This window comes from Sphingomonas sp., assembly GCF_035998645.1.
Lineage (GTDB): Bacteria > Pseudomonadota > Alphaproteobacteria > Sphingomonadales > Sphingomonadaceae > Sphingomonas.
This window is the reverse complement of record NZ_DASYHL010000003.1, coordinates 472,723-492,040: the sequence shown is the minus strand read 5'-3', so window position 1 is coordinate 492,040 and position 19,318 is coordinate 472,723. Positions and strand designations below refer to the sequence as shown.

The window sequence follows — 19,318 nt, the reverse complement described above, 5'->3', positions numbered from 1 at the left end:
CAGCGCGTAGCGCTGACGGAGGGGCCGCCGTCGTCAGACGGCGGAGTTTTGCCGAGCTGGTCCCGGCCGTCTGCGCGGCCGCCCCTCCACCACCCGCTGCGCGGGCGGTCCCCCTCCCCTGAGACAAGCTCAGGGGAGGAATATCTCACACCCAATTCGAGCTTAGACCGCGGTCGCGATCTATATGCGATCCCCCTGCCCTGGCGGGGGAGGATTGGCGGACGATCCTCGGGAATCGACCCGGAGCGGTTTCCGCGCTAGGGCGGCGATATGCATCATCTGTTTCTCGTCATGCTGGGCGGCGCGATCGGCGCCGGCGCGCGGCATCTGGTTGGGCGCGCGGCGCTCGCACTTTGGGGGCCGGGGTTTCCGGTCGGCACGCTCGCGGTCAATGTGATCGGCGGGCTGGCGATGGGGCTGCTCGCGGGCTGGCTGGCGACGCGGGCGAGCGGGGATGAGGCGCTGCGCTATCTGCTCGGCGTTGGCGTGCTTGGCGGCTTCACCACCTTTTCGGCCTTCTCGCTCGAGACCGTGCTGATGATCGAGCGCGGCGACTTCGCGACGGCGCTCTTCTACATCCTCGCCTCGGTCGTGCTCGCGATCGGTGCGCTGTTTGCGGGGCTGCAATTCAGCCGGATGGTGGCGGCATGAGCACCGAGAATGTCCGCCAGTTCACCGTTGCGCTCGACGATGACGGCATCCGGCTCGATCGCTGGTTCAAGCGGCATTTGCCCGACACCAGCTTCAACATCGTCTCGCGCTGGGCGCGGACGGGGCAACTGCGCGTCGATGGCGCGCGCGCGACGCCGGGCGACCGCATCCAGGCGGGCCAGGTGATCCGCGTTCCTCCGGCGGACGCCGCGCAGGCAGCGGCGGTGGCGGCCAAGCCCAAGAAAGCGCGCCCGCAGCTGTCGCCCGAGCAGATGGAATTCGCCGAATCGATGGTGATCCATCGCGATGCGCAGGCGATGGTGATCAACAAGCCGCCGGGCCTTGCGACGCAGGGCGGCACCAAGACGCATGATCATGTCGATCAGCTGCTCGACGGCCTTTATTACGAGCTCGATGTGCGGCCCAAGCTGGTCCACCGGCTCGACAAGGACACGTCGGGCGCGCTGGTGCTGGCGCGGACGGCGCGCGCGGCGGCGTATTTCTCGAAGAGCTTTTCGGGGCGCACGGCGCGCAAGACCTATTGGGCGGTGGTGGTTGGTGTGCCCAGCATCGAGGACGGGTTCATCGAACTCCCGATCGGCAAGCAGCCGGGCACCGGCGGCGAGAAGATGCAGGTCGACGAGAAGGACGGCCAGGCCGCGCGCACCCGCTATCGCGTGATCGACCGCGCCGGCAACCGCGCCGCCTGGGTCGAATTGCAACCGCATACCGGGCGCACCCACCAGCTGCGCGTGCATATGGCGGCGATCGGCCACCCGATCGTCGGCGACGGCAAATACGGCATGGCCGAAGCGTTCCTGTCGGGCAGCATCAGCCGCAAGATGCACCTGCACGCGCGCCGCATCCGCATCGACCATCCCGATGGCGGCAAGCTGGACGTGAAGGCGGACCTGCCGACGCATTTCGCGGAGACGTTGGTCCAGCTCGGCTTCAACCTTGAGGATGGCGACAATCTGCCCTCCGACGAAAAGGCGCCGCCGACCAAGGAGCAGGAAAAGGCCTGGGCCAAGGCGCATGCCAAGACGGTGCGCAAGGAGCGCCGCGGCGAGCGACAGGGACGCCGCGACACGACGGTGAAGAAGGCCAAGCCGGTCAAGAAGGACGACAAGAAGGCGGAAAAGAAGGTCGATAAGAAGCCCGCGCGGAAGCCGATCAAGAAGCCATGATCCGGCTCGCCGTGTTCGACTGCGACGGCACTCTGGTCGATTCGCAGGCCAACATCTGCCGCGCGATGGAGGCGTGCTTCGTTGCGCACCGGCTCGCCCCGCCGACGCGCGAGGATATCCGGCGGATCGTGGGCCTTAGCCTCGTCCCGGCGATCGCGCAGCTGCTGCCCGACGGCGACGATGCGCTGCATGTCGAAATGGCGGAGGCGTACAAGCGGGCTTTCCATGCGATGCGGATCGACGCGGCGCTGGATCCCGAGCCGTTGTTCGATGGCGTGGCCGAGGCGATCGAGGCGCTGAGCGATGCCGGCTGGCTGCTCGGCGTTGCGACCGGCAAGTCGGATCGCGGGCTGGCGCTGATCCTCGAGCATCATCGGCTGACCGACCGCTTCGTCACGCTGCAGACCGCCGACCGGCATCCGTCCAAGCCGCATCCGGCGATGCTTCAGGCCGCCATCGCCGAGGCGGGCGGCGATCCGCTGCGCACCGCGATGATCGGCGACACCAGCTATGACATCGCGATGGCGGTGAATGCGGGGACCCATGCGGTCGGGGTTGCGTGGGGCTATCACGAAGCGCATGAATTGCATGCCGCCGGGGCGCATCATGTGACCACGCACGCATGCGAGCTGCCGGCGCTGCTGGAGGCGTTATGACCGAGGATCCCGCCCGCGGGCGCTACTTCGCGATGGTGTTCGTGCAGATGATCGCGGTGGCGGGCGCGGTGTTCGGCCTCGTTATCCTGGGCCGTACCGAGGATATGTGGCTGCGCATTCTGGGCGCAGCGATCCTGATTTCGGGCCTCTATTGCATCGCCGTGGTGCCGCGGGCGATGGCCCGGCGCTGGCGCACGCCGCCGACGGAATAGGATCATGCGACGGTTCTGGAAGCAGGTCGCGCTGGTCGCGGCTGATGGCGGGCATGACGTGCATCTCGACGGCAAGCCGGTGCGCACCCCCGGTCGCACGCCGCTGACCTTGCCCAATCCGGCGCTGGCGGATGCGGTGGCGGAGGAGTGGCGCGGCGTTGCTGAGACGATCGACCCGCGCGCAATGCCGCTCACCGGCCTTGCCAATGCGGCGATCGACCGGATCGCGCCCGCCCCCGCCGCCTTTGCCGCCGGCCTTGCCAAATATGGCGAGAGCGACCTGCTCTGCTACCGCGCCGACCATCCGCTGGAGCTGCAGCTGCGGCAGGCGGCAAGCTGGGACCCGCTGCTTGGCTGGGCGCGGGAGCGCTATGGCGCGGCGCTGATCCCGACCACCGGCATCATCCATGTCGCGCAGCCGCCAGAGGCCGTGACGGCACTGGCCGAGGCGGTTGCGGCGCGCTCGCCGTTCGAACTGGCGGGGCTGTCGCCGATCGTCACCGTCACCGGATCGCTGGTCGCGGCGCTGGCGCTGCTCGAACGCTCCGCCGACGCCGAAGACATCTGGTCCGCCGCCAATCTCGACGAGGACTGGCAGGCCGAACATTGGGGCGACGACCCGCTTGCGCTCAAGGCACGCGAAGCGCGGCGGGCGGACTATACGGCCGCAGTCACGTTTCTGCATTTGCTCTGATCGCACGGGCTGGTAGCGATGCCGGCCGGCCAGAGGGGGAGCGAAGAGGTGTTCGAGGATCTGCTGGCCGATACGTGGCGCGCGCTGGGCGACATTATGGGCGCGCACGGGCCGGCGGTGAACGCCGCGGCGAGCTTTACCCCGACCGACTACAGCATCCATTTCTTCCTGCAGCTCGCCCTTATCATTCTTGCCGCGCGTGTGGTGGGATGGCTGGGGCAGAAGTTCCTGGGCCAGCCACAGGTGGTGGGCGAGATGATCGCGGGCGTGGTGCTCGGCCCGTCGCTGTTCGGGCTGTTCTTCCCCGAGCTGCAGGCGGCGATCTTCCCCAAGGAAACCAGGAACGTCCTGTATGTCGGCGCGCAGTTCGGCGTCGGCCTGTACATGTTTCTGGTCGGCTGCACGCTGCACCTCGACCATTTCAAGACCAAGGCGAAGAGCGCGGCCAGCGTCTCGATCGCGGGCATCGCGACACCGTTCCTGATGGCCGCGCTGATCACACCGCTGCTGCTGACCGTCCCCGGGCTGTTCGCCGAGGGAATCAGCCAGTGGAGCGCGACGCTGTTCATGGGCGCGTGCATCGCGCTTACCGCCTTCCCGATGCTGGCGCGGATCATCAACGAGCGCGGCCTGGCCAAGACCTCGCTCGGCACGCTGTCGCTGACCGCCGGGGCGTTTGACGACGCGGTGTCGTGGTGCGTGCTGGCGATCGTGCTGGCGACGTTCGGCGGCGGTCCCGGCATCGCGGTGATCGCGATCATCGGGGGCGTCAGCTACGCGCTGTTCATGGTGTTGTTCGGCAAGCGCCTGCTCGCGCCGCTGGGCCGCGCGGTCGAGGCGCGGGGCGAGATGAGCAACACCGTGCTCGCGATCACGCTGATCCTGTTCTGCGCATCGGCATTCCTGATGGACGCGATCGGCATCCATGCGGTGTTCGGCGGCTTCCTGCTCGGCGCATTCATGCCGCGCGGGCTGTTCGTCGATGAGCTCAAGCGCAAGGTCGAGCCGCTGGCGGTAGTGATGCTGTTGCCAATGTTCTTTACCTATTCGGGGCTGAACACGCGGATGGAGATGGTCAACAGCCTGCCGCTGTTCGCCATTGCGCTCGGCATTCTTGCGGTGTCGATCCTCGCCAAGTTCGGCGCATGCTGGGCTGCGGCGCGGCTGTCGGGAGAGGATAACCGCACGGCGCTGGGCATCGGCGCGCTGATGAACTCGCGCGGGCTGATGGAGCTGATCATCATCAACATCGGCCTGCAAAAGGGCGTGATCGGGCCGACGCTGTTTTCGATGATGGTGCTGATGGCGATCGTTACGACGATGATGGCCGGGCCGCTGTTCGAGCTGGTCTATGGCAAAAAGGCGCGCGAGAGCGGAGAGCTGGATGCGATCAGCGGCGAGGACGGGGTTGCGCCAGGTGCCGCCACCCCGTCACGCCTTGCCTGAGCGCAGCTGCGCTCAGGTCTGTGGGGCAGCAGGCTTTGGCAGCATCCACGCGATCACCGCACCGGCAGCAAGCCAGCCAGCAACTTCGCTGATCCAGCTATAGATGAAATAGCCCCACGGCGCGTGGTTGAACACCGGCTGTCCCAGCTGGCTGTAGGCGGTGAAGGCAATTGCGAACAGGCCGACTGCGGTCAGCCGCTGGGCAAAGCTCATGCCGATGGTCAGCCGCGCAAGCGCGAAGGCGAGCAGACCTGCGCACAGGATGCCGAGCACCAGTCCGCCAACCAGAGCGGCGGTGTCGGGCAGCGCGAAGCCATTGGTGTTGAACAACACCATCGCGATCGGCCCTTCGCCATAGGCCTGCGTGCCGAGCGGGGTGCCGGGCCAGGGGATCGGATAGGCGCCGCTGCCATTGGGGCCGAGATGCTGTGCCAGCACCGCCTGAATCGCGACGCTCGCCGAATCGCCGGCGTTGCTGGTCGCCAGCATCGACAAGGGCGTGCCCCAGAAGATGAATCCGACGATCCACATCGCAACGCCGCCCAGCAGGCCGCCCAGCAAGATTCTTGTCATTTCGGCTCTCCCCGTTGTTTCGTTCAGCCTAACGCATTGGAACGCGGGAAGAAGCAGAAAATCAGCGCGTGGCGAGGCCCATTTCGATCGCCTCTTCGGCGCGTTCGCGGATGAAGCCGATCAGGCCGGGCTTGCGTGAACGCTTCTCGCGCTCAGCCTTGAGGATCGTGTGGACCTTCTCGAAGCACGCATCGAGATCGTCGTTGACGACGACATAGTCATAGCCGTCCCAGTGCGACAGCTCACGCTCGGCGCGCTTCATGCGATACTGGATCACATCTTCGCTGTCGGTCGCGCGGGCGCGCAGGCGCTTTTCGAGTTCGGCGAGCGACGGGGGCACGATGAAAATGCGGACGACGTCGCCGCCTTCAAGCTGGAACAGCTGCTGTGCGCCCTGCCAGTCGACATCGAACAAGACGTCCTGTCCATCGGCGAGCATGCGCTTCACCGGTTCGCGCGGGGTGCCGTAGCGATAGTTGAAGACGTGCGCCCATTCGAGGAATTCGTGGCGCGCTGCGGCGGCCTTGAAGTCGTCGGTCGACAGGAAGTGATATTCGCGGCCGTCCTGCTCGCCCGCACGGATCGGGCGCGTGGTCGCGGAGACCGAGACGCCCATGCCGGGCTCGCGTTCGAGCAACTTGCGCGCGATGGTCGACTTGCCCGCGCCCGAGGGAGAGGACAGGACGAACAGTACGCCCCTGCGGTCGAACTCATATTTGGAATCGCGATGCGCCATGCGCGCCATTGGCGCGGAGGGAGCGGTCACGTCAAGGTGACCAGAGCGATTCCCGTCCTGCGTTTGCCCTGAGCTTGTCGAAGGGCTGGGCAAGGCGGTCATCGAACGCGGGCTACGGCGCTTCGACAGGCTCAGCGCAAACGGAGTTCAGTATCGCCGTTTTCTGCCGGTCATAAACGACCACAGCAGGATCAGGCCGCCAACCACCCAGCCGAACGGACCCATGCGCGTCAGCGCGCGCTGGCCCATCGCGCCGATGATCGCGCCCTTCATCCCGCCGCGTCCATCGCGACGGTCAATCGCGCGACCGAGCAACGCGGCGAAGAGCGTGCGAATCATGCCGCGGTCCGCATGCGACGACGCAGATAGCGATAGCCGAATGCTGCTGCGCCGATCACGATCGCAGCGGGAACCACCGTCTTGCCGACGCGCCATGCGGCGATGCCGGCGATCGTGCCGAGCGTACCGCCCTCGCCATCGCTCTCATCGATTCGCTTGCCGATATAGCCTGCCACCAGATCGCCGATCATCGTCCAAACTCCTTGTCACCCGTGGCGAGGTCGAAAACCTCGCCCATGCCGCGCAGGCCGGTCCAGAACGCTGCGCCCGCACATGCGACCGCAACTCCGCCGAGCAGCGCACCGAAGATCGATCCGTCCATTAACCAGCCCTCCGTTGGTGGAGGAAAAGCGCGAGCGCCCAATGGGTTCCGCAGTGCGATGCGAATGGCTCTATCCTCCCCCGCCAGGGGGAGGTGGCGCCGAAGGCGACGGAGGGGGAGGACGGCTGTGCCCTATCGAACGTCATGCTTCCTCCCCCTCCGTCAGCGCTACGCGCTGCCACCTCCCCCTGGCGGGGGAGGGTTATGGAAGCATCCAAAACACCCGCTCAGACCATCGTTTCGGGGCGGACGAGGCGGTCGAAGGTCGCGGCGTCGACCAGGCCGAGCGCGAGGCCGGCCTCGCGCAGCGTCGTCCCCTGCTCATGCGCGGTCTTGGCGATCTTGGCGGCATTGTCATAGCCGATCTCGGGCGCGAGCGCGGTGACGAGCATCAGCGAGCGCTCGACCAGTTCGGCGATGCGGCCTTTGTTCGCGGTCATCCCCTCGACGCAGCGTTCGGCGAAACTCTCCATGCCGACGCTGAGCAGATGGATCGACCGCAGCACATTCGCGCCAATCAGCGGCATGAACACGTTCAGCTCGAAATGCCCCTGCATCCCCCCGACGGTGACCGCCTGATGGTTGCCGATCACCTGCGCAGAAACCATCGTCAGCGATTCGCACTGGGTAGGATTGACCTTGCCCGGCATGATCGAGCTGCCCGGCTCGTTCGCCGGCAACGACAGTTCCCCCAGCCCCGAGCGCGGGCCAGAGCCAAGGAAGCGGATGTCGTTGGCGATCTTGGTCAGCGCCACCGCCAGCGTGTTGAGCGCGCCCGAGAAGAAGACGAGGCCGTCCTTCGCTGCCAGTTGTTCGAATTTGTTGGGTGCGCTTTCGAACGCGGTGCCGGTAATGTCGGAAATGGCGGCGGCCATATCCTCGGCCCAGCCCGCCGGCGCATTCAGCCCGGTGCCGACCGCGGTGCCGCCGATGGCGAGCTTGCGCAGATTGCCGTTCAGCGCCCCCTCGATCCGCGCTTTGCAGCTGATCAGCTGCGCGGCGTAGCCCGAAAACTCCTGCCCCAGCGTCAGCGGGGTCGCGTCCTGCGTATGGGTGCGACCGATCTTGACGATATGCCCCCATGCCTCCGCCTTGGCGACGAGCGCGGTGGTCAGCCGGTCGAGCGCAGGAAGCAGTGCGTCGCGCGTCGCCAGCACGGCCGCGACGTGCAGGGCGGTGGGGAAGCTGTCGTTCGACGACTGGCTCATGTTCACATGGTCGTTGGGGTGGACGGGTGCCTTGCCGCCGCGCGTCCCTGCCAGCCGTTCATTGGCATAGCCGGCGATCACCTCATTGACGTTCATGTTGGTCTGGGTGCCGCTGCCGGTCTGCCAGATCACCAGCGGAAACTGGTCGTCGAGGTGCCCGGTGACGATCGCGCGCGCCGCATCTTCGATTCCCGCGACGATCTCCGGCGCCAGGCCGTGCTTCGCATTCACACGCGCCGCCGCCTGTTTGACGATTGCCTGCGCCCGCACGATGCCCATCGGCATCCGCTCGGTCGGGCCGAACGGGAAATTCTCGATGCTCCGCTGGGTCTGCGCGCCCCAATAGGCGGTGGCGGGCACCTCGATCGCGCCGATCGAGTCGGTTTCGGTGCGGGTATCGCTCATGCAGCCTCCATCATCCCAACCCAAGCTGGGATGCGCGGCCGCAAACGCAAGCCTTACTTCTTTCGCTTGAAGTCCACCGCGACGACGTTCGACCCGTCCTCAACCGGAGTCGCGACGGGGGGTTCGTCGTTTTCGGCTTCGTCATGCGGCTCGGGACCGTCGGGGTCCTCTGCAGCCTGGAAGCGCAGTTCGAAATTGACCGCCGGGTCGTGGAAGCCGGTGATCGCGGCGAACGGGATGATCAGCAGCGAGGGAATCTGGTTGAAGCTCAGACCCACCGAGAAGCGGTTGTCGTCGACCTTGAGGTCCCAGAAACGGTGCTGAAGGACGATCGTCATCTCGTCCGGGAAGCGTTCGATCAGCCGGTCGGGGATGTCCACGCCGGGCGCGCGCGTCTTGAACGTGATGTAGAAATGGTGCGCGCCGGGCAATGCCCCGGTCGCGGCGACCTGGTCCAGCACCCGGCCGACGACCGCGCGCAGGGCCTCCTGCACGATCTCGTCATAGGGAATCAAGCTATCGGGTACATTGCCGGTCATGTGCCCTGACCTAGCGACGCCAGCGGAGCGGTCAAGATTTGTTGCCATTCCCGAAAGTGCAGCGATGATTGCACGCGCCAGCGCAACCGCTATGGGAACCGCCATGCGTACCGCCACGATCAGCCGCAAGACCAGCGAAACATCGGTCGATGTGACCATGAACCTCGATGGCACCGGCACTTATGCGATCTCCACCGGGATCGGCTTTTTCGACCATATGCTCGAGCAGCTGTCGCGCCATTCGCTGATCGACCTCGACGTCAAAACGGTCGGCGACCTGCATATCGACCAGCACCACACGGTCGAGGACACAGGCCTCGCGATCGGCGAGGCGGTGGCCAAGGCGCTGGGCGACAAGCGTGGCATCCGCCGCTACGCCGATGCGCTGTCACCGATGGATGAGACGCTGACCCGCGTCGCGCTCGACATTTCCGGCCGCCCGTTCCTCGTGTGGAAGACCGAGTTCAGCCAGAAGCGCCTCGGCGAGATGGACACCGAGATGTTCGAACACTGGTTCCACAGCTTCGCCCAGACCGCTGGCCTGACGCTGCATGTCGAGACTTTATACGGCAGCAACAACCACCATATTGCCGAAGCCGCGTTCAAGGGCCTTGCCCGCGCGCTGCGTGAGGCGGTGGAGATCGACCCGCGCAAGGCGGACACGATCCCGAGCACCAAGGGAACGCTGTAGGCCATGGCCCGCCTGTCTGCCGCGCCGGTCTGCGTCATCACCCTGGCCTATGTCGCGCCGATCGAGCAGGTCGACGCGCAGATGGCGGCGCATGTCGCCTGGCTGGAAGCCGGTTTTGATGAAGGTCTGTTGCTGATCGCGGGGCGCCAGGTGCCGCGCACCGGTGGCATCATCCTGTGCCGCGGCCATCGCGCCGAGGTGGAAGCGTTTGCCGCGACCGACCCGCTCGTCAGCTCGGGCGTCGCGACGGCGGTCGTGACCGAGATCGCAGCGAGCTTCGCCGCCGACGCGCTGGCGCCGCTGCTGGCATGACCATCGCCCTGATCGATTACGGCGCGGGCAATCTTCATTCGGTCCACAATGCGCTGAAAGCCGCCGGGGCGGTGGGCGTCGCGGTTACCGCCGATCCCGACGCGGTGGCGCGGGCCGATCGCATCGTCCTGCCCGGCGTCGGCGCGTTCGGCGCGTGCGCGGCGGGGCTGCGTGCGATCCCCGGGATGGTCGAGGCGATGGAGCGTCGCGTGCTCGAACAGGGCGCGCCGTTCCTGGGCGTGTGCGTCGGCATGCAATTGCTCGCGACGCGCGGCGAGGAACATGGCAGCCATGATGGGCTTGGCTGGATGGACGGCGTGGTGCGCGAACTGCCGGCGGGCGATGTCCATGTCCCGCACATGGGGTGGAACGACGTGACCCCGCTCACCCCGCATGCGCTGATCGAGCCGGGCGAAGCCTATTTCCTGCACAGCTTTGCCTATTCGGGCAGTGGCGTGCTGGCGGTTACCCAGCATGGCGGGCCGGTGACTGCGGCGATCGGCCGCGACAATATTCTGGGGGTGCAGTTCCACCCCGAAAAGAGCCAGCGTTACGGGCTGGCGCTTCTCCAGCGTTTTCTAGGATGGAAGCCGTGATCGTTTTCCCCGCCATCGACCTCAAATCCGGGCAGGTCGTCCGCCTCGCCGAAGGCGATATGGCCCGCGCCACCGTCTATGGCGACGATCCCGCCGCGCAGGCGGCGCTGTTCGCGCAGGCCGGGGCCGAGTGGCTGCACGTCGTCGATCTCGACGGTGCATTCGCGGGTGAGTCGGTCAACGGCGTCGCGGTCGCGGCGATCGTCGACCGCTTTCCGGGCAAGGTCCAGCTGGGCGGCGGCATCCGCAACCGCGAGTCGGTCGAGCGCTGGCTCGATCTGGGCGTGACCCGCGTGGTGATCGGCACGGCGGCGCTGGAAGACCCCGATTTCGTCCGCGAGACGGCGGCGGCGCATCCCGGCCGCGTGGTCGTGGCGGTGGACGCGCGCGACGGCTTCGTCGCGACCAAGGGCTGGGCGGACGTGTCGAGCGTGTCGATCGCCGAACTCGGCCACCGCTTCGAGGATGCCGGGGTTGCGGCGTTGCTGTTCACCGATGTCGGCCGCGACGGGTTGCTCAAGGGCTGTAATGTCGAGGCGACGGTGGCGCTTGCGGCCGAGGTATCGATCCCGGTGATCGCCAGCGGCGGCGTGGCGGGAATCGCGGATATTCATGCGCTGGTTGGCCAGCCGGGGATCGAGGGGGTGATTACCGGCCGGGCGCTGTATGACGGGCGGCTGGATCTGGCCGAGGCGCTGGCGGTGGCAAAGCTCCCTCTCCCCTTCAGGGGAGAGGGTCGGGGAGAGGGGCAGATGGAATGAGCCCTCGACAGGCCCCTCTCCCCGGCCCTCTCCCCGCAAGCGGAGAGAGGGAGCAGAAGTGACCGTCCGCGCGCGCGTCATTCCTTGTCTCGACGTCGCCGGGGGGCGCGTCGTCAAGGGTGTGAACTTCGTTGATCTGGTTGATGCCGGCGATCCGGTCGAGCAGGCGCGCGCCTATGACGCCGCCGGGGCGGACGAGCTGTGCTTCCTCGACATCACCGCCAGCCATGAGGCGCGCGGCACGATCCTTGATGTCGTGCGCCGCACCGCCGAAGTGTGCTTCATGCCGCTGACCGTCGGCGGCGGAGTGCGCAGCGTCGAGGACGCGCGCGCGCTGCTGCTCGCCGGCGCGGACAAGGTCGCGGTGAACAGCGCGGCGGTCGCGCGGCCCGAGCTGGTCGCAGACATCGCCGAGAAAATGGGCAGCCAGTGCGTCGTCGCATCGGTCGATGCGCGGCAGGTCGCGCCGGGCCGCTGGGAAGTGTTCACCCATGGCGGGCGCAAGCCGACCGGCATCGACGCGGTCGAGCATGCGCTGAACCTCGCGCGGCTGGGCGCGGGCGAATTGCTCGTGACCTCGATGGACCGCGATGGCACGCGCGATGGCTATGACCTGGCGCTGATCCGCACGATCGCCGATCAGGTGCGCGTGCCGGTGGTGGCGTCAGGCGGCGTCGGCGGGCTCGCCGATCTGGTCGCCGGCATTGTCGAGGGGCATGCCAGCGCCGTCCTCGCCGCATCGATCTTCCATTTCGGTCAGGCGAGCATCGCCGACGCGCATGCCGCGCTGGCAGGAGCCGGGATCCCGGTCCGCACCGTCGGTTAATTTGACAGTTACCGGTTGCGGCGTTGGCGCGTTAACCCTCGACTCCCGCTGATCCGGCGCATTTGCACTCGCTGGCAGGCTTCTTGCTCCCTCCCCCGCTAACCACAGGGAACGGGAGAACCCCATGATTTGCACCAGCCTTCGCCTCGCCGCGCTTGCCGCCGCGTTCGCCGCCGCGCCGGCGCTTGCCTATGACAAGCCGCCGACCTCGACTCCGCCGGGATCGTCGTCGGGCGGCGGCACCGGATCGTCGGGCGGCAGCCCCACCTCGATCCCCGAGCCGGCCGCAATCGGCCTGTTCGCACTCGGCATTGCCGGCGCCGCGATCATGCGCCGCCGTCGCAAGCGCGAGGATTGATTTAAACCATTTGGCAGGGTCGCGGGGCTAGGCTTGCGCCCATGTTCCGCGCCCTGCCCCTGATCCTGCTGACCGCCGCCCCCGCATTCGCGGCGCATAGCGGCGAGATCAGCCGCCGGACGATGCCCGAGCTGTCGGACCTGGCGCTCGCCGCGATGGCAGCGGGCGGGCTGTGGCTTGCCCAGCGTGCGATGCGCCGCCGTGCCCGTGCGCGCCGCGAGGCCAGTTCACAGGATTGACACCAGCGCGCGGCTGACCGACTGCGCGACCATGGCCGACGACATCCTCGCGACGCTCGAAACCGTGATCCGCGACCGCCGCATGGGCGATCCGGCGTCATCCTATGTCGCCAAGCTCACCGCCAAGGGCCGCGCCAAGATCGCACAGAAGCTGGGCGAGGAAGCGGTCGAGGCCGCAATCGCCGCGGTGCAGGACGACCGCGCCGGGGTGACCGGAGAGGCGGCGGACCTGATCTTCCACCTGCTCGTCCTGCTCGCCGACATGGACCTGAGCCTCGATGATGTCCGTGCAGAACTCGCGCGGCGCGAGGGGGTGTCGGGGATCGACGAAAAGGCGGCGCGTACTTGATATTCCCTTCCGCGTGCGGAAGGGATGGCCGCACTTGATCTCCCCTCCCGCTTGCGGGAGGGGTCGGGGGAGGGCCTGTTCAATCGCTCGCGGAAGGTTCGGAGGACAGGCCCTCCCCTAACCCCTCCCGCCAGCGGGAGGGGGACTTATGCCCGTCGACGCCACTCAGCCCTATGACGACCAGAATATCTTCGCGAAGATCCTGCGCGGCGAGATTCCGGCCAAGCGCATCTATGAGGACGATTACGCCCTCGCCTTCCCCGACATCGCCCCGGTCGCGCCGACGCATATTCTGGTGATCCCGAAGGGCGCCTATGTCAGCTGGGACGATTTCAGCGCGCGGGCGAGCGATGCGGAGATCGCAGGCTTCGTGCGCGCGGTGGGCAAGGTCGCGCGCGACGCGGGACTCGTCGCGCCGGGATATCGCCTGCTCGCCAATGCCGGGGCCGACGCGCACCAGACGGTCGGGCATCTGCACGTCCACCTGTTCGCGGGGCGCAAGCTTGGGCCGATGCTGGTTGATCCCGGCACCGTCAACGCAATGCTCGCGCGCGGAGACGCGATCGGTTGAGGCACACAAGGGGGCCAATCACGCGCAATGCGTGATGCAACTGAGGGATTGCACCGTCCGGATTTGCGACTAGGCTCGCGCGGTTCGTATCATCGGCGACGAGGCAAAAGCCGCGCCGACCAAGGGGATGATTGCATGATTTTTGGGCGCGTTAAGCCTCTCGACGCCATATTGGCGACTGCGGAGAGCAAGTCTCTGCATCGCTCGCTGGGCGCTTTCCAGCTGATGCTGTTCGGCATCGGCTGCATCATCGGCACGGGTATCTTCGTGCTGACCGCCGCTGGCGCGCAAAAGGCCGGCCCCGGCCTGATGCTGGCCTTTGCGATCGCCGGACTGATCTGCATCGTCGCCGCACTCTGCTACGCCGAAATCGCGGCGATGATCCCGGTCGCCGGGTCCGCCTATACCTATACCTATTCGGTGATGGGTGAGTTGCTTGCCTGGACCGTGGGCTGGGCACTGGTGCTTGAATATGCCGTGGCGGCGAGCGCGGTGTCGGTCGGTTGGTCAGGCTATCTCAATGGTTTGATTACCGAATTCACCGGGGTCGGGCTACCCGCCTTCCTGTCCGGCGCGCCGCTGGCGCTGGGTGGGGTCGAGGGTGGCCTGGTCAACCTGCCCGCAGTGTTCATTGCCCTGCTGGTCACCGGCCTGCTGATGATCGGCACGTCGGAAAGCGCCAAGGTCAACGCGGTGCTGGTCGCGATCAAGGTGTCGGCGCTCACCGCCTTCATCTTTCTGACGCTGCCCGAAGTCGAGATGGAGAAGTTCAATCCATTCCTGCCCGCAGGCGTGTTCGGCGGGCTTGGCACGGGGCTTGGCGCAGTCGGCGCAGCGGCGACGATCTTCTTTGCCTATGTCGGATTCGACGCGGTCTCGACTGCGGCTGAGGAAACCAAGAACCCGCAGCGCAACGTACCGATCGGCCTGATCGGATCGCTGCTGTTCTGCACCGTCTTTTACATTCTGGTTGCAGCCGGCGCGATCGGCACGATCGGCGGCCAGCCGCTGATGGGTCCGAACGGCGTCCCCTTCCCCGCCGGGTCGGAAGAACTCGCGCGTCAGTGCGCGACCTTCTCCGCCAACAACCTGCCGCTCGTCTGCTCGGATGAGGCGCTGGCCCATGTGCTGCGCCAGATCGGTTTTTCGGGTGTCGGCAACATGCTGGGCATTGCGGCCTTTGTCGCGCTGCCCTCGGTCATCCTCGTGCTGCTGTTCGCCCAGACGCGCATCTTCTTCGTGATGTCGCGCGACGGCCTGCTGCCCGAGGGGCTGTCGAAGATCCATCCGAAGTGGAAGACCCCCTATGTCGTCACCGCGATCACCGGCGTGATCGTCGCGACTGCGGCGGCATTCCTGCCGGTGGGCAAGCTCGCCGACATCGCCAATGCCGGCACGCTGTTTGCGTTCATGATGGTGGCGATCGCGGTGATGATGCTGCGCAAGACCGAACCGAACCGCAAGCGGTCGTTCCGCACCCCGGCATTGTGGTTCGTTGGTCCGGCGACGGTCGCGGGCTGTATCTTCCTGTTCGTCAACCTGCCGTTCGAAGCGATGCTGGTGCTGCCGATCTGGGGAGCCATCGGCCTCGTGATCTATTTCCTCTATGGCTATCGCAGGAGCCATCTCGGCCGCGGCGTCGTCGTGGTCCATGAGAGCGAGGTTCAGGACATCGAACCGGGCATCCCGGGGGTGGACGACGAAGACCGCCGCTGACCGGCAAGGGGTCGCGAAAATGCGGGGCTGGAAGCAGATGCTTCCGGCCCCGTTTTCGTTGCAAAGCGCTTGCACCCGCCCCGCACTGCGCTAGCCTCCGCGCTTTCGGGGTAATCAGGGGGATATGATGAGCGCAGCCGCAGATAGTGCGACCGCAACGGTCGGACTGATCGACCATGTGACCAATGTATCGGACTTCATCTGGGGCGGCAGCTGGAATGGCGAGGCGGTGCTGCCGCTCCCGCCGATGGTCGTGATCCTGTTCGGGATCGGCCTGTATCTGATGATCGGGCTGCGCTTCTACCCGATCGTCAAGCTGGGTTCGGCGTTCAAGGGGCTGTTCAAGAAGTCGAGCGGCGGCGCGGGGGAAATTTCCCCTTTCGCCGCGTTGTCGACGGCGCTGTCGGGTCAGGTCGGCACCGGCAATCTTGCCGGCGTCGCGACCGCGATCACCCTTGGCGGGCCGGGCGCAATCTTCTGGATGTGGATTACCGCGTTGATCGGCATGGCACTGGCCTTTGCCGAAGGCGCTCTGTCGATCCGCTTTCGCGAACAGGCGGCGGACGGCACCTATCGCGGTGGCCCGATGAGCTACATCACCTACGGTCTCGGCCCGAAATGGAAGTGGCTGGCGACGGTCTTCTGTCTGGGCACGCTCTTCTCGGCACTGGTCACCGGCAACGGCATCCAGGCGAACAGCTTTGCCGATTCGGTCACCGAACTGACCGGGATGGAGGAATGGGTCGGCGGCCTGATCGCGGCGGTCGCGGTGTTCGTCGTCATCCTCGGCGGGATCAAGTCGATCGGCGCGGTCGCTGAAAAGGTCGTGCCGGTGATGGCGCTGAGCTACATCGCCCTCGCGGTCGTCGCGCTGGTGATGAATGCGAGCGACCTGCCCGAAACCTTCGGTCGCATCTTTTCGGGTGCGTTCAATCCGCAGGCGGCATCGGGCGGGTTTCTTGGTGCGGCACTGATCATGGCGATCCGTGCGGGCGTCGCGCGGGGCTTGTTCTCGAACGAGGCCGGTCAGGGCTCGACCCCGATCGCGCATGCGGTCGCGCAGACCAACGATCCGGCGTTGCAGGGCCGGTTCGCAATGATGGGCACGTTCATCGACACGATCGTGATCTGCACCATGACCGCGCTCGTCCTGCTGACCGTGCAGGGCAATTTCACCCATGCGGGCGCAGCGGTCGAGCATGCCTGGCAATCGGATCTCAGCGGCTTTGCGATGACCTCCGGCGCGTTCGCAGCGGCCTTTCCGACGCTGATCGCGGGCATTCCGCTCGGCACGCTGGTCGCGTCGGTTGCGCTGTTGCTGTTCGTGTTCACGACCTTGCTCACCTGGAGCTATTATGGCGAACGGGCGATCACGTTCGTCTACGACCAGTTTCCGGGCGCAACCCCGCGCGGCGAAAAGCTGCTGCACATCACCTGGCGGCTGCTGTGGTGCGTTGTGATCTTCGTCGCCAGCACAGTCGATCTCGAGCTGATCTGGCGGCTCGGTGACATTTCCAATGCGGCGATGGCGCTGCCCAACCTGCTGGCGCTCGCGTTGCTGTCGGGCGTCGTGTTCAAGCTGGCCAGGGGTCACCGATCGGCGGGCAAGGACCATGGTCGCGAGACACCGGCAGAATTGCGCGACGAACCGGCGGAGTAAGCGCTGGTTCGACCCAACAAAAAAGGCCGGGGGAGACCCCGGCCTTTTTCTTTTCAGCTGCGCGCCAGAACGATCAGCCGAGCTTCGCGGCGACGTCCTTGAGGTCTGCCTCAGGCCGCGCGCCATAGTGCGAGATGATTTCCGCCGCGCACACCGCGCCGAGCTTCAGCGACTTTTCGACATCCCAGCCCTGTGCCTGGCCGTGGAGGAAGCCTGCGGCGAACAGGTCGCCTGCGCCGGTGGTATCGACCACGCGTTCGATCGGCTCGGCCGCGACTGCGACGCGTGCGCCGCCCTGCACCGCAATCGCGCCATTTTCGCTGCGCGTGACGACGAGGGTCGGCACCTGCGCCGCAACCTGCTCAACCGCTGCGTCGAAATCCTCGACCTGCGCGAGCGCCAGCAGCTCATTCTCGTTCGCGAACAGGATGTCGACAAGGCCCTCGGCGATCAGCGCGCGGAAATCGTCGCCATGGCGGCTGATGCAGAACACGTCCGACAGCGTGAACGCGACCTTGCGGCCCGCGTCGCGGGCGATCCCGATCGCGGCGCGCATCGCCTGACGCGGTTCTTCCGGATCCCACAGATAGCCTTCGAGATACAGGATCGCGCCGCTGGCGATCAGGTCGCGGTCGAGTGCTGCCTCAGGCAGGAACTGCGACGCGCCGAGGAAAGTGTTCATCGTGCGCTGGCCATCCGGCGTCACGAAGATCAGGCAGCGCGCCGTCGTCGGCTGGCCCGGGCGGACCGCGGTGCCGAAATCGACGCCGGCGGCGCGCAGGTCATGGCCGAACACCTGACCCAGCTGATCGTCGGCGACCTGGCCGATGAACGCGGTGCGGCTGCCGAGCGCGGCCATGCCGGCAACGGTGTTCGCCGCCGACCCGCCCGAAACCTCGCGGCCCGGACCCATCCTGGAATAAAGGGCATCGGCCTCTTCGGGCGAGAACATGAGCTGCATCGAGCCCTTGGCGACGCCGATCTCTTCGATGAAGCTGTCTTCGGCCTGGGCCAGAATGTCGACGATGGCGTTGCCGATCGCGACGACGTCGTGGGTGGGTGCGGTCACTGCTGTCTCCGGAAAATAGATGTCGCGCGCCTATCCTGCGGCGCGGTGCGGCGCAACTGCGTTGACTTGGGGCAAGCGCACCCGCATCGATGCGCGTGATGATCCAGGCGCTGCTCCTTTCGATCGGCCAGCTATTCGACAAGCGCATCGTTGCGGTGTTCGCCAAGTCGATGCTGGTGACGCTGGCGATCTTTGCCGCACTGGGCGCGGGGCTGTGGTTCGGGATCGAATATCTCGTCGCGACCACTTTCGCCGCCAGCCAGAGCATGGCGAGCCTCGCCGCCGCCGCCGCGTTCCTGATCGCGCTGCTCGGCGCCTGGCTGTTGTTCCGCGTGATCGCGATCGCGGTGATCGGCGTGTTCGCGGACGAGGTGGTCCATGCGGTCGAGGCGAAGCACTATCCCGAACGCTTCGCTGCCGCGCGCGACGTCAGCTTCGCGCGCTCCGCCGCGATGGGGCTGCGCTCGGCGGGGCGGGCGCTGCTGGTCAACCTTGCGCTTTCGCCGCTCTATCTGATCCTGATGGTGACCGGCATCGGCACGCCGATCGCCTTCTTCATCGTCAACAGCTGGCTGCTCGGGCGCGATCTGGGTGATATGGTCGCGGTGCGCCACATGCCGGCGCGCGACGTGCAGCGTTGGCGCGGCTCCACCCGGCTCGTCCGATTTGCAACCGGTGCGGCTGGAACCGGATTGTTCTTCATCCCGTTCGTCAATCTGATCGCGCCGATCGTCGGCGCGGCGATGGCGACGCACATGTTCCACCGGAGAAGCCCCAAGTGAGAGTGATTGCGGCGCTGACCGCCCTTGCCCTGTTGTCCGCCTGTGGCGGCGGCGGCGTCATTCCCCCGCCCGGCCGCGCCGCGCCGGTGCCGGTGCCCCAGCCGGGCATGGCCGCGCTGACCACGGTGATGGGGGCGAGCGCCAATTCGCTGATCGCCCAGTTCGGCCGCCCGCTGCTCGACGTGACCGAGGGCAGCGCGCGCAAGCTGCAGTTCGGCGGGCCGATCTGCGTGCTCGACGCCTATCTCTACCCGCCCAAGTCCGGGCGCGGCGATCCGGTGGTGACCTTTGCCGAGACGCGCCAGCGCGACGGTGCGCCGATCGATCAGGCGAGCTGTGCCGCGGCGATCCGGGCGAGCCGGGCGGGGCGGTAACGTCGGCGAAAGAAGAAGAAGACCCTCCCCAACCCCTCCCGCTTGC

The 19,318-nt window shown here is 66.7% G+C and carries 27 protein-coding genes; 19 read left to right on the top strand and 8 right to left on the bottom strand.

Translation table 11 applies throughout. The features are described 5' to 3' along the window. The first annotated feature begins 270 nt into the window (after positions 1-270). The 6 genes from crcB (at position 271) to VGN66_RS06115 (ending at position 4,846) form a co-directional block, all read left to right on the top strand. Positions 271-651 (top strand): fluoride efflux transporter CrcB, encoded by a 381-nt coding sequence (gene crcB / locus VGN66_RS06140; protein ID WP_327517970.1) that lies wholly within the window; start codon positions 271-273, stop codon positions 649-651. Next, positions 648-1,838 carry an RluA family pseudouridine synthase gene (locus VGN66_RS06135; protein ID WP_327517969.1) on the top strand — a complete coding sequence of 397 codons (1,191 nt, stop codon included), beginning with the start codon at positions 648-650 and terminating at the stop codon, positions 1,836-1,838. Before crcB ends, VGN66_RS06135 begins: the two co-directional genes overlap by 4 nt. Then, positions 1,835-2,494, top strand: coding sequence for an HAD-IA family hydrolase (locus VGN66_RS06130; protein ID WP_327517968.1), 660 nt, complete (start codon positions 1,835-1,837; stop codon positions 2,492-2,494). The genes VGN66_RS06135 and VGN66_RS06130 overlap by 4 nt, the downstream gene beginning before the upstream one ends. After that, complete coding sequence (locus VGN66_RS06125; protein ID WP_327517967.1) at positions 2,491-2,706, top strand: hypothetical protein; 216 nt, start codon at positions 2,491-2,493, stop codon at positions 2,704-2,706. Before VGN66_RS06130 ends, VGN66_RS06125 begins: the two co-directional genes overlap by 4 nt. 4 nt (positions 2,707-2,710) lie before the next feature. Next, on the top strand, positions 2,711-3,400 hold the full coding sequence (locus VGN66_RS06120; RefSeq protein WP_327517966.1) for an ATP12 family chaperone protein: 690 nt from the start codon (positions 2,711-2,713) through the stop codon (positions 3,398-3,400). A 96-nt stretch (positions 3,401-3,496) separates the two neighbouring features. Beyond that, positions 3,497-4,846, top strand: coding sequence for a cation:proton antiporter (locus VGN66_RS06115; RefSeq protein ID WP_327518564.1), 1,350 nt, complete (start codon positions 3,497-3,499; stop codon positions 4,844-4,846). A 12-nt stretch (positions 4,847-4,858) separates the two neighbouring features. Here the strand turns inward: VGN66_RS06115 and VGN66_RS06110 are convergent, their stop codons facing one another. The 7 genes from VGN66_RS06110 to VGN66_RS06080 form a co-directional block, all read right to left on the bottom strand. Continuing rightward, a complete protein-coding gene (locus tag VGN66_RS06110) occupies positions 4,859-5,419 on the bottom strand; it encodes a hypothetical protein (protein WP_327517965.1) in 561 nt (186 codons plus the stop codon). Between the two features lie 61 nt (positions 5,420-5,480). Next, positions 5,481-6,155, bottom strand: coding sequence for a guanylate kinase (gene gmk / locus VGN66_RS06105; RefSeq protein ID WP_412103450.1), 675 nt, complete (start codon positions 6,153-6,155; stop codon positions 5,481-5,483). Positions 6,156-6,302: 147 nt separating this feature from the next. Further along, complete coding sequence (locus VGN66_RS06100) at positions 6,303-6,494, bottom strand: hypothetical protein (protein WP_294018395.1); 192 nt, start codon at positions 6,492-6,494, stop codon at positions 6,303-6,305. Further along, positions 6,491-6,685 carry a hypothetical protein gene (locus VGN66_RS06095; RefSeq protein WP_294018396.1) on the bottom strand — a complete coding sequence of 65 codons (195 nt, stop codon included), beginning with the start codon at positions 6,683-6,685 and terminating at the stop codon, positions 6,491-6,493. Before VGN66_RS06095 ends, VGN66_RS06100 begins: the two co-directional genes overlap by 4 nt. Next, the gene (locus tag VGN66_RS06090) at positions 6,682-6,816 is read right to left on the bottom strand and encodes a hypothetical protein (protein WP_263622440.1); all 135 of its coding nucleotides are present in this window, start codon (positions 6,814-6,816) and stop codon (positions 6,682-6,684) included. Before VGN66_RS06090 ends, VGN66_RS06095 begins: the two co-directional genes overlap by 4 nt. Positions 6,817-7,043: 227 nt before the next feature. Beyond that, positions 7,044-8,429 carry a class II fumarate hydratase gene (gene fumC, locus VGN66_RS06085; RefSeq protein ID WP_327517964.1) on the bottom strand — a complete coding sequence of 462 codons (1,386 nt, stop codon included), beginning with the start codon at positions 8,427-8,429 and terminating at the stop codon, positions 7,044-7,046. A 53-nt stretch (positions 8,430-8,482) separates the two neighbouring features. Continuing rightward, entirely contained in the window at positions 8,483-8,968 is a 486-nt protein-coding gene (locus VGN66_RS06080; RefSeq protein ID WP_327517963.1) for an SspB family protein, read from the bottom strand. A gap of 103 nt (positions 8,969-9,071) precedes the next feature. Here VGN66_RS06080 and hisB point away from each other — a divergent pair, with 103 nt between their 5' ends. The 11 genes from hisB to VGN66_RS06025 all read left to right on the top strand — a co-directional run bounded on the left by hisB (position 9,072) and on the right by VGN66_RS06025 (position 17,047). Beyond that, a complete protein-coding gene (gene hisB, locus VGN66_RS06075; RefSeq protein ID WP_327517962.1) occupies positions 9,072-9,659 on the top strand; it encodes an imidazoleglycerol-phosphate dehydratase HisB in 588 nt (195 codons plus the stop codon). A 3-nt stretch (positions 9,660-9,662) separates the two neighbouring features. Further along, the gene (locus tag VGN66_RS06070; protein WP_327517961.1) at positions 9,663-9,971 is read left to right on the top strand and encodes a YciI family protein; all 309 of its coding nucleotides are present in this window, start codon (positions 9,663-9,665) and stop codon (positions 9,969-9,971) included. Then, positions 9,968-10,567, top strand: coding sequence for an imidazole glycerol phosphate synthase subunit HisH (gene hisH / locus VGN66_RS06065; protein WP_327517960.1), 600 nt, complete (start codon positions 9,968-9,970; stop codon positions 10,565-10,567). The genes VGN66_RS06070 and hisH overlap by 4 nt, the downstream gene beginning before the upstream one ends. Then, the gene (gene hisA / locus VGN66_RS06060) at positions 10,555-11,328 is read left to right on the top strand and encodes a 1-(5-phosphoribosyl)-5-[(5-phosphoribosylamino)methylideneamino]imidazole-4-carboxamide isomerase (RefSeq protein ID WP_327517959.1); all 774 of its coding nucleotides are present in this window, start codon (positions 10,555-10,557) and stop codon (positions 11,326-11,328) included. The genes hisH and hisA overlap by 13 nt, the downstream gene beginning before the upstream one ends. A 58-nt stretch (positions 11,329-11,386) precedes the next feature. After that, positions 11,387-12,154 (top strand): imidazole glycerol phosphate synthase subunit HisF, encoded by a 768-nt coding sequence (gene hisF, locus VGN66_RS06055; RefSeq protein ID WP_224921366.1) that lies wholly within the window; start codon positions 11,387-11,389, stop codon positions 12,152-12,154. Between the two features lie 124 nt (positions 12,155-12,278). Further along, the gene (locus VGN66_RS06050; RefSeq protein WP_327517958.1) at positions 12,279-12,512 is read left to right on the top strand and encodes a PEP-CTERM sorting domain-containing protein; all 234 of its coding nucleotides are present in this window, start codon (positions 12,279-12,281) and stop codon (positions 12,510-12,512) included. Between the two features lie 41 nt (positions 12,513-12,553). Next, positions 12,554-12,751 (top strand): hypothetical protein, encoded by a 198-nt coding sequence (locus VGN66_RS06045; protein ID WP_327517957.1) that lies wholly within the window; start codon positions 12,554-12,556, stop codon positions 12,749-12,751. A gap of 31 nt (positions 12,752-12,782) precedes the next feature. Continuing rightward, positions 12,783-13,100, top strand: a complete 318-nt coding sequence (locus VGN66_RS06040) for a phosphoribosyl-ATP diphosphatase (protein WP_327517956.1) — start codon at positions 12,783-12,785, stop codon at positions 13,098-13,100. A 148-nt stretch (positions 13,101-13,248) separates the two neighbouring features. After that, complete coding sequence (locus VGN66_RS06035; protein WP_327517955.1) at positions 13,249-13,671, top strand: histidine triad nucleotide-binding protein; 423 nt, start codon at positions 13,249-13,251, stop codon at positions 13,669-13,671. A gap of 135 nt (positions 13,672-13,806) precedes the next feature. Further along, positions 13,807-15,387, top strand: a complete 1,581-nt coding sequence (locus VGN66_RS06030) for an amino acid permease (protein WP_327517954.1) — start codon at positions 13,807-13,809, stop codon at positions 15,385-15,387. Positions 15,388-15,514: 127 nt separating this feature from the next. Beyond that, entirely contained in the window at positions 15,515-17,047 is a 1,533-nt protein-coding gene (locus VGN66_RS06025; protein WP_327517953.1) for an amino acid carrier protein, read from the top strand. Between the two features lie 73 nt (positions 17,048-17,120). On the opposite strand, the gene VGN66_RS06020 is transcribed toward VGN66_RS06025, so the two are convergent. Next, positions 17,121-18,116, bottom strand: coding sequence for an adenosine kinase (locus VGN66_RS06020; RefSeq protein WP_327517952.1), 996 nt, complete (start codon positions 18,114-18,116; stop codon positions 17,121-17,123). Positions 18,117-18,214: 98 nt separating this feature from the next. Between VGN66_RS06020 and VGN66_RS06015 the strand changes: the two genes are divergently transcribed. Together VGN66_RS06015 and VGN66_RS06010 are read left to right on the top strand one after the other, a co-directional pair. Next, positions 18,215-18,898: an EI24 domain-containing protein gene (locus VGN66_RS06015; RefSeq protein ID WP_327517951.1), complete on the top strand. Its 684-nt coding sequence runs from the start codon at positions 18,215-18,217 to the stop codon at positions 18,896-18,898. Further along, positions 18,895-19,272, top strand: coding sequence for a hypothetical protein (locus VGN66_RS06010; protein ID WP_327517950.1), 378 nt, complete (start codon positions 18,895-18,897; stop codon positions 19,270-19,272). The genes VGN66_RS06015 and VGN66_RS06010 overlap by 4 nt, the downstream gene beginning before the upstream one ends. Positions 19,273-19,318: the final 46 nt, after the last annotated feature.

Coding starts and splice junctions, on each gene's coding strand:
- crcB (WP_327517970.1), top strand. CDS start 271: ATGCATCATCTGTTTCTCGTCATGCTGGGCGGCGCGATCGGCGCCGGC.
- VGN66_RS06135 (WP_327517969.1), top strand. CDS start 648: ATGAGCACCGAGAATGTCCGCCAGTTCACCGTTGCGCTCGACGATGAC.
- VGN66_RS06130 (WP_327517968.1), top strand. CDS start 1,835: ATGATCCGGCTCGCCGTGTTCGACTGCGACGGCACTCTGGTCGATTCG.
- VGN66_RS06125 (WP_327517967.1), top strand. CDS start 2,491: ATGACCGAGGATCCCGCCCGCGGGCGCTACTTCGCGATGGTGTTCGTG.
- VGN66_RS06120 (WP_327517966.1), top strand. CDS start 2,711: ATGCGACGGTTCTGGAAGCAGGTCGCGCTGGTCGCGGCTGATGGCGGG.
- VGN66_RS06115 (WP_327518564.1), top strand. CDS start 3,497: ATGGGCGCGCACGGGCCGGCGGTGAACGCCGCGGCGAGCTTTACCCCG.
- VGN66_RS06110 (WP_327517965.1), bottom strand. CDS start 5,419: ATGACAAGAATCTTGCTGGGCGGCCTGCTGGGCGGCGTTGCGATGTGG.
- gmk (WP_412103450.1), bottom strand. CDS start 6,155: ATGGCGCATCGCGATTCCAAATATGAGTTCGACCGCAGGGGCGTACTG.
- VGN66_RS06100 (WP_294018395.1), bottom strand. CDS start 6,494: ATGATTCGCACGCTCTTCGCCGCGTTGCTCGGTCGCGCGATTGACCGT.
- VGN66_RS06095 (WP_294018396.1), bottom strand. CDS start 6,685: ATGATCGGCGATCTGGTGGCAGGCTATATCGGCAAGCGAATCGATGAG.
- VGN66_RS06090 (WP_263622440.1), bottom strand. CDS start 6,816: ATGGACGGATCGATCTTCGGTGCGCTGCTCGGCGGAGTTGCGGTCGCA.
- fumC (WP_327517964.1), bottom strand. CDS start 8,429: ATGAGCGATACCCGCACCGAAACCGACTCGATCGGCGCGATCGAGGTG.
- VGN66_RS06080 (WP_327517963.1), bottom strand. CDS start 8,968: ATGACCGGCAATGTACCCGATAGCTTGATTCCCTATGACGAGATCGTG.
- hisB (WP_327517962.1), top strand. CDS start 9,072: ATGCGTACCGCCACGATCAGCCGCAAGACCAGCGAAACATCGGTCGAT.
- VGN66_RS06070 (WP_327517961.1), top strand. CDS start 9,663: ATGGCCCGCCTGTCTGCCGCGCCGGTCTGCGTCATCACCCTGGCCTAT.
- hisH (WP_327517960.1), top strand. CDS start 9,968: ATGACCATCGCCCTGATCGATTACGGCGCGGGCAATCTTCATTCGGTC.
- hisA (WP_327517959.1), top strand. CDS start 10,555: ATGGAAGCCGTGATCGTTTTCCCCGCCATCGACCTCAAATCCGGGCAG.
- VGN66_RS06050 (WP_327517958.1), top strand. CDS start 12,279: ATGATTTGCACCAGCCTTCGCCTCGCCGCGCTTGCCGCCGCGTTCGCC.
- VGN66_RS06045 (WP_327517957.1), top strand. CDS start 12,554: ATGTTCCGCGCCCTGCCCCTGATCCTGCTGACCGCCGCCCCCGCATTC.
- VGN66_RS06040 (WP_327517956.1), top strand. CDS start 12,783: ATGGCCGACGACATCCTCGCGACGCTCGAAACCGTGATCCGCGACCGC.
- VGN66_RS06035 (WP_327517955.1), top strand. CDS start 13,249: ATGCCCGTCGACGCCACTCAGCCCTATGACGACCAGAATATCTTCGCG.
- VGN66_RS06030 (WP_327517954.1), top strand. CDS start 13,807: ATGATTTTTGGGCGCGTTAAGCCTCTCGACGCCATATTGGCGACTGCG.
- VGN66_RS06025 (WP_327517953.1), top strand. CDS start 15,515: ATGAGCGCAGCCGCAGATAGTGCGACCGCAACGGTCGGACTGATCGAC.
- VGN66_RS06015 (WP_327517951.1), top strand. CDS start 18,215: ATGATCCAGGCGCTGCTCCTTTCGATCGGCCAGCTATTCGACAAGCGC.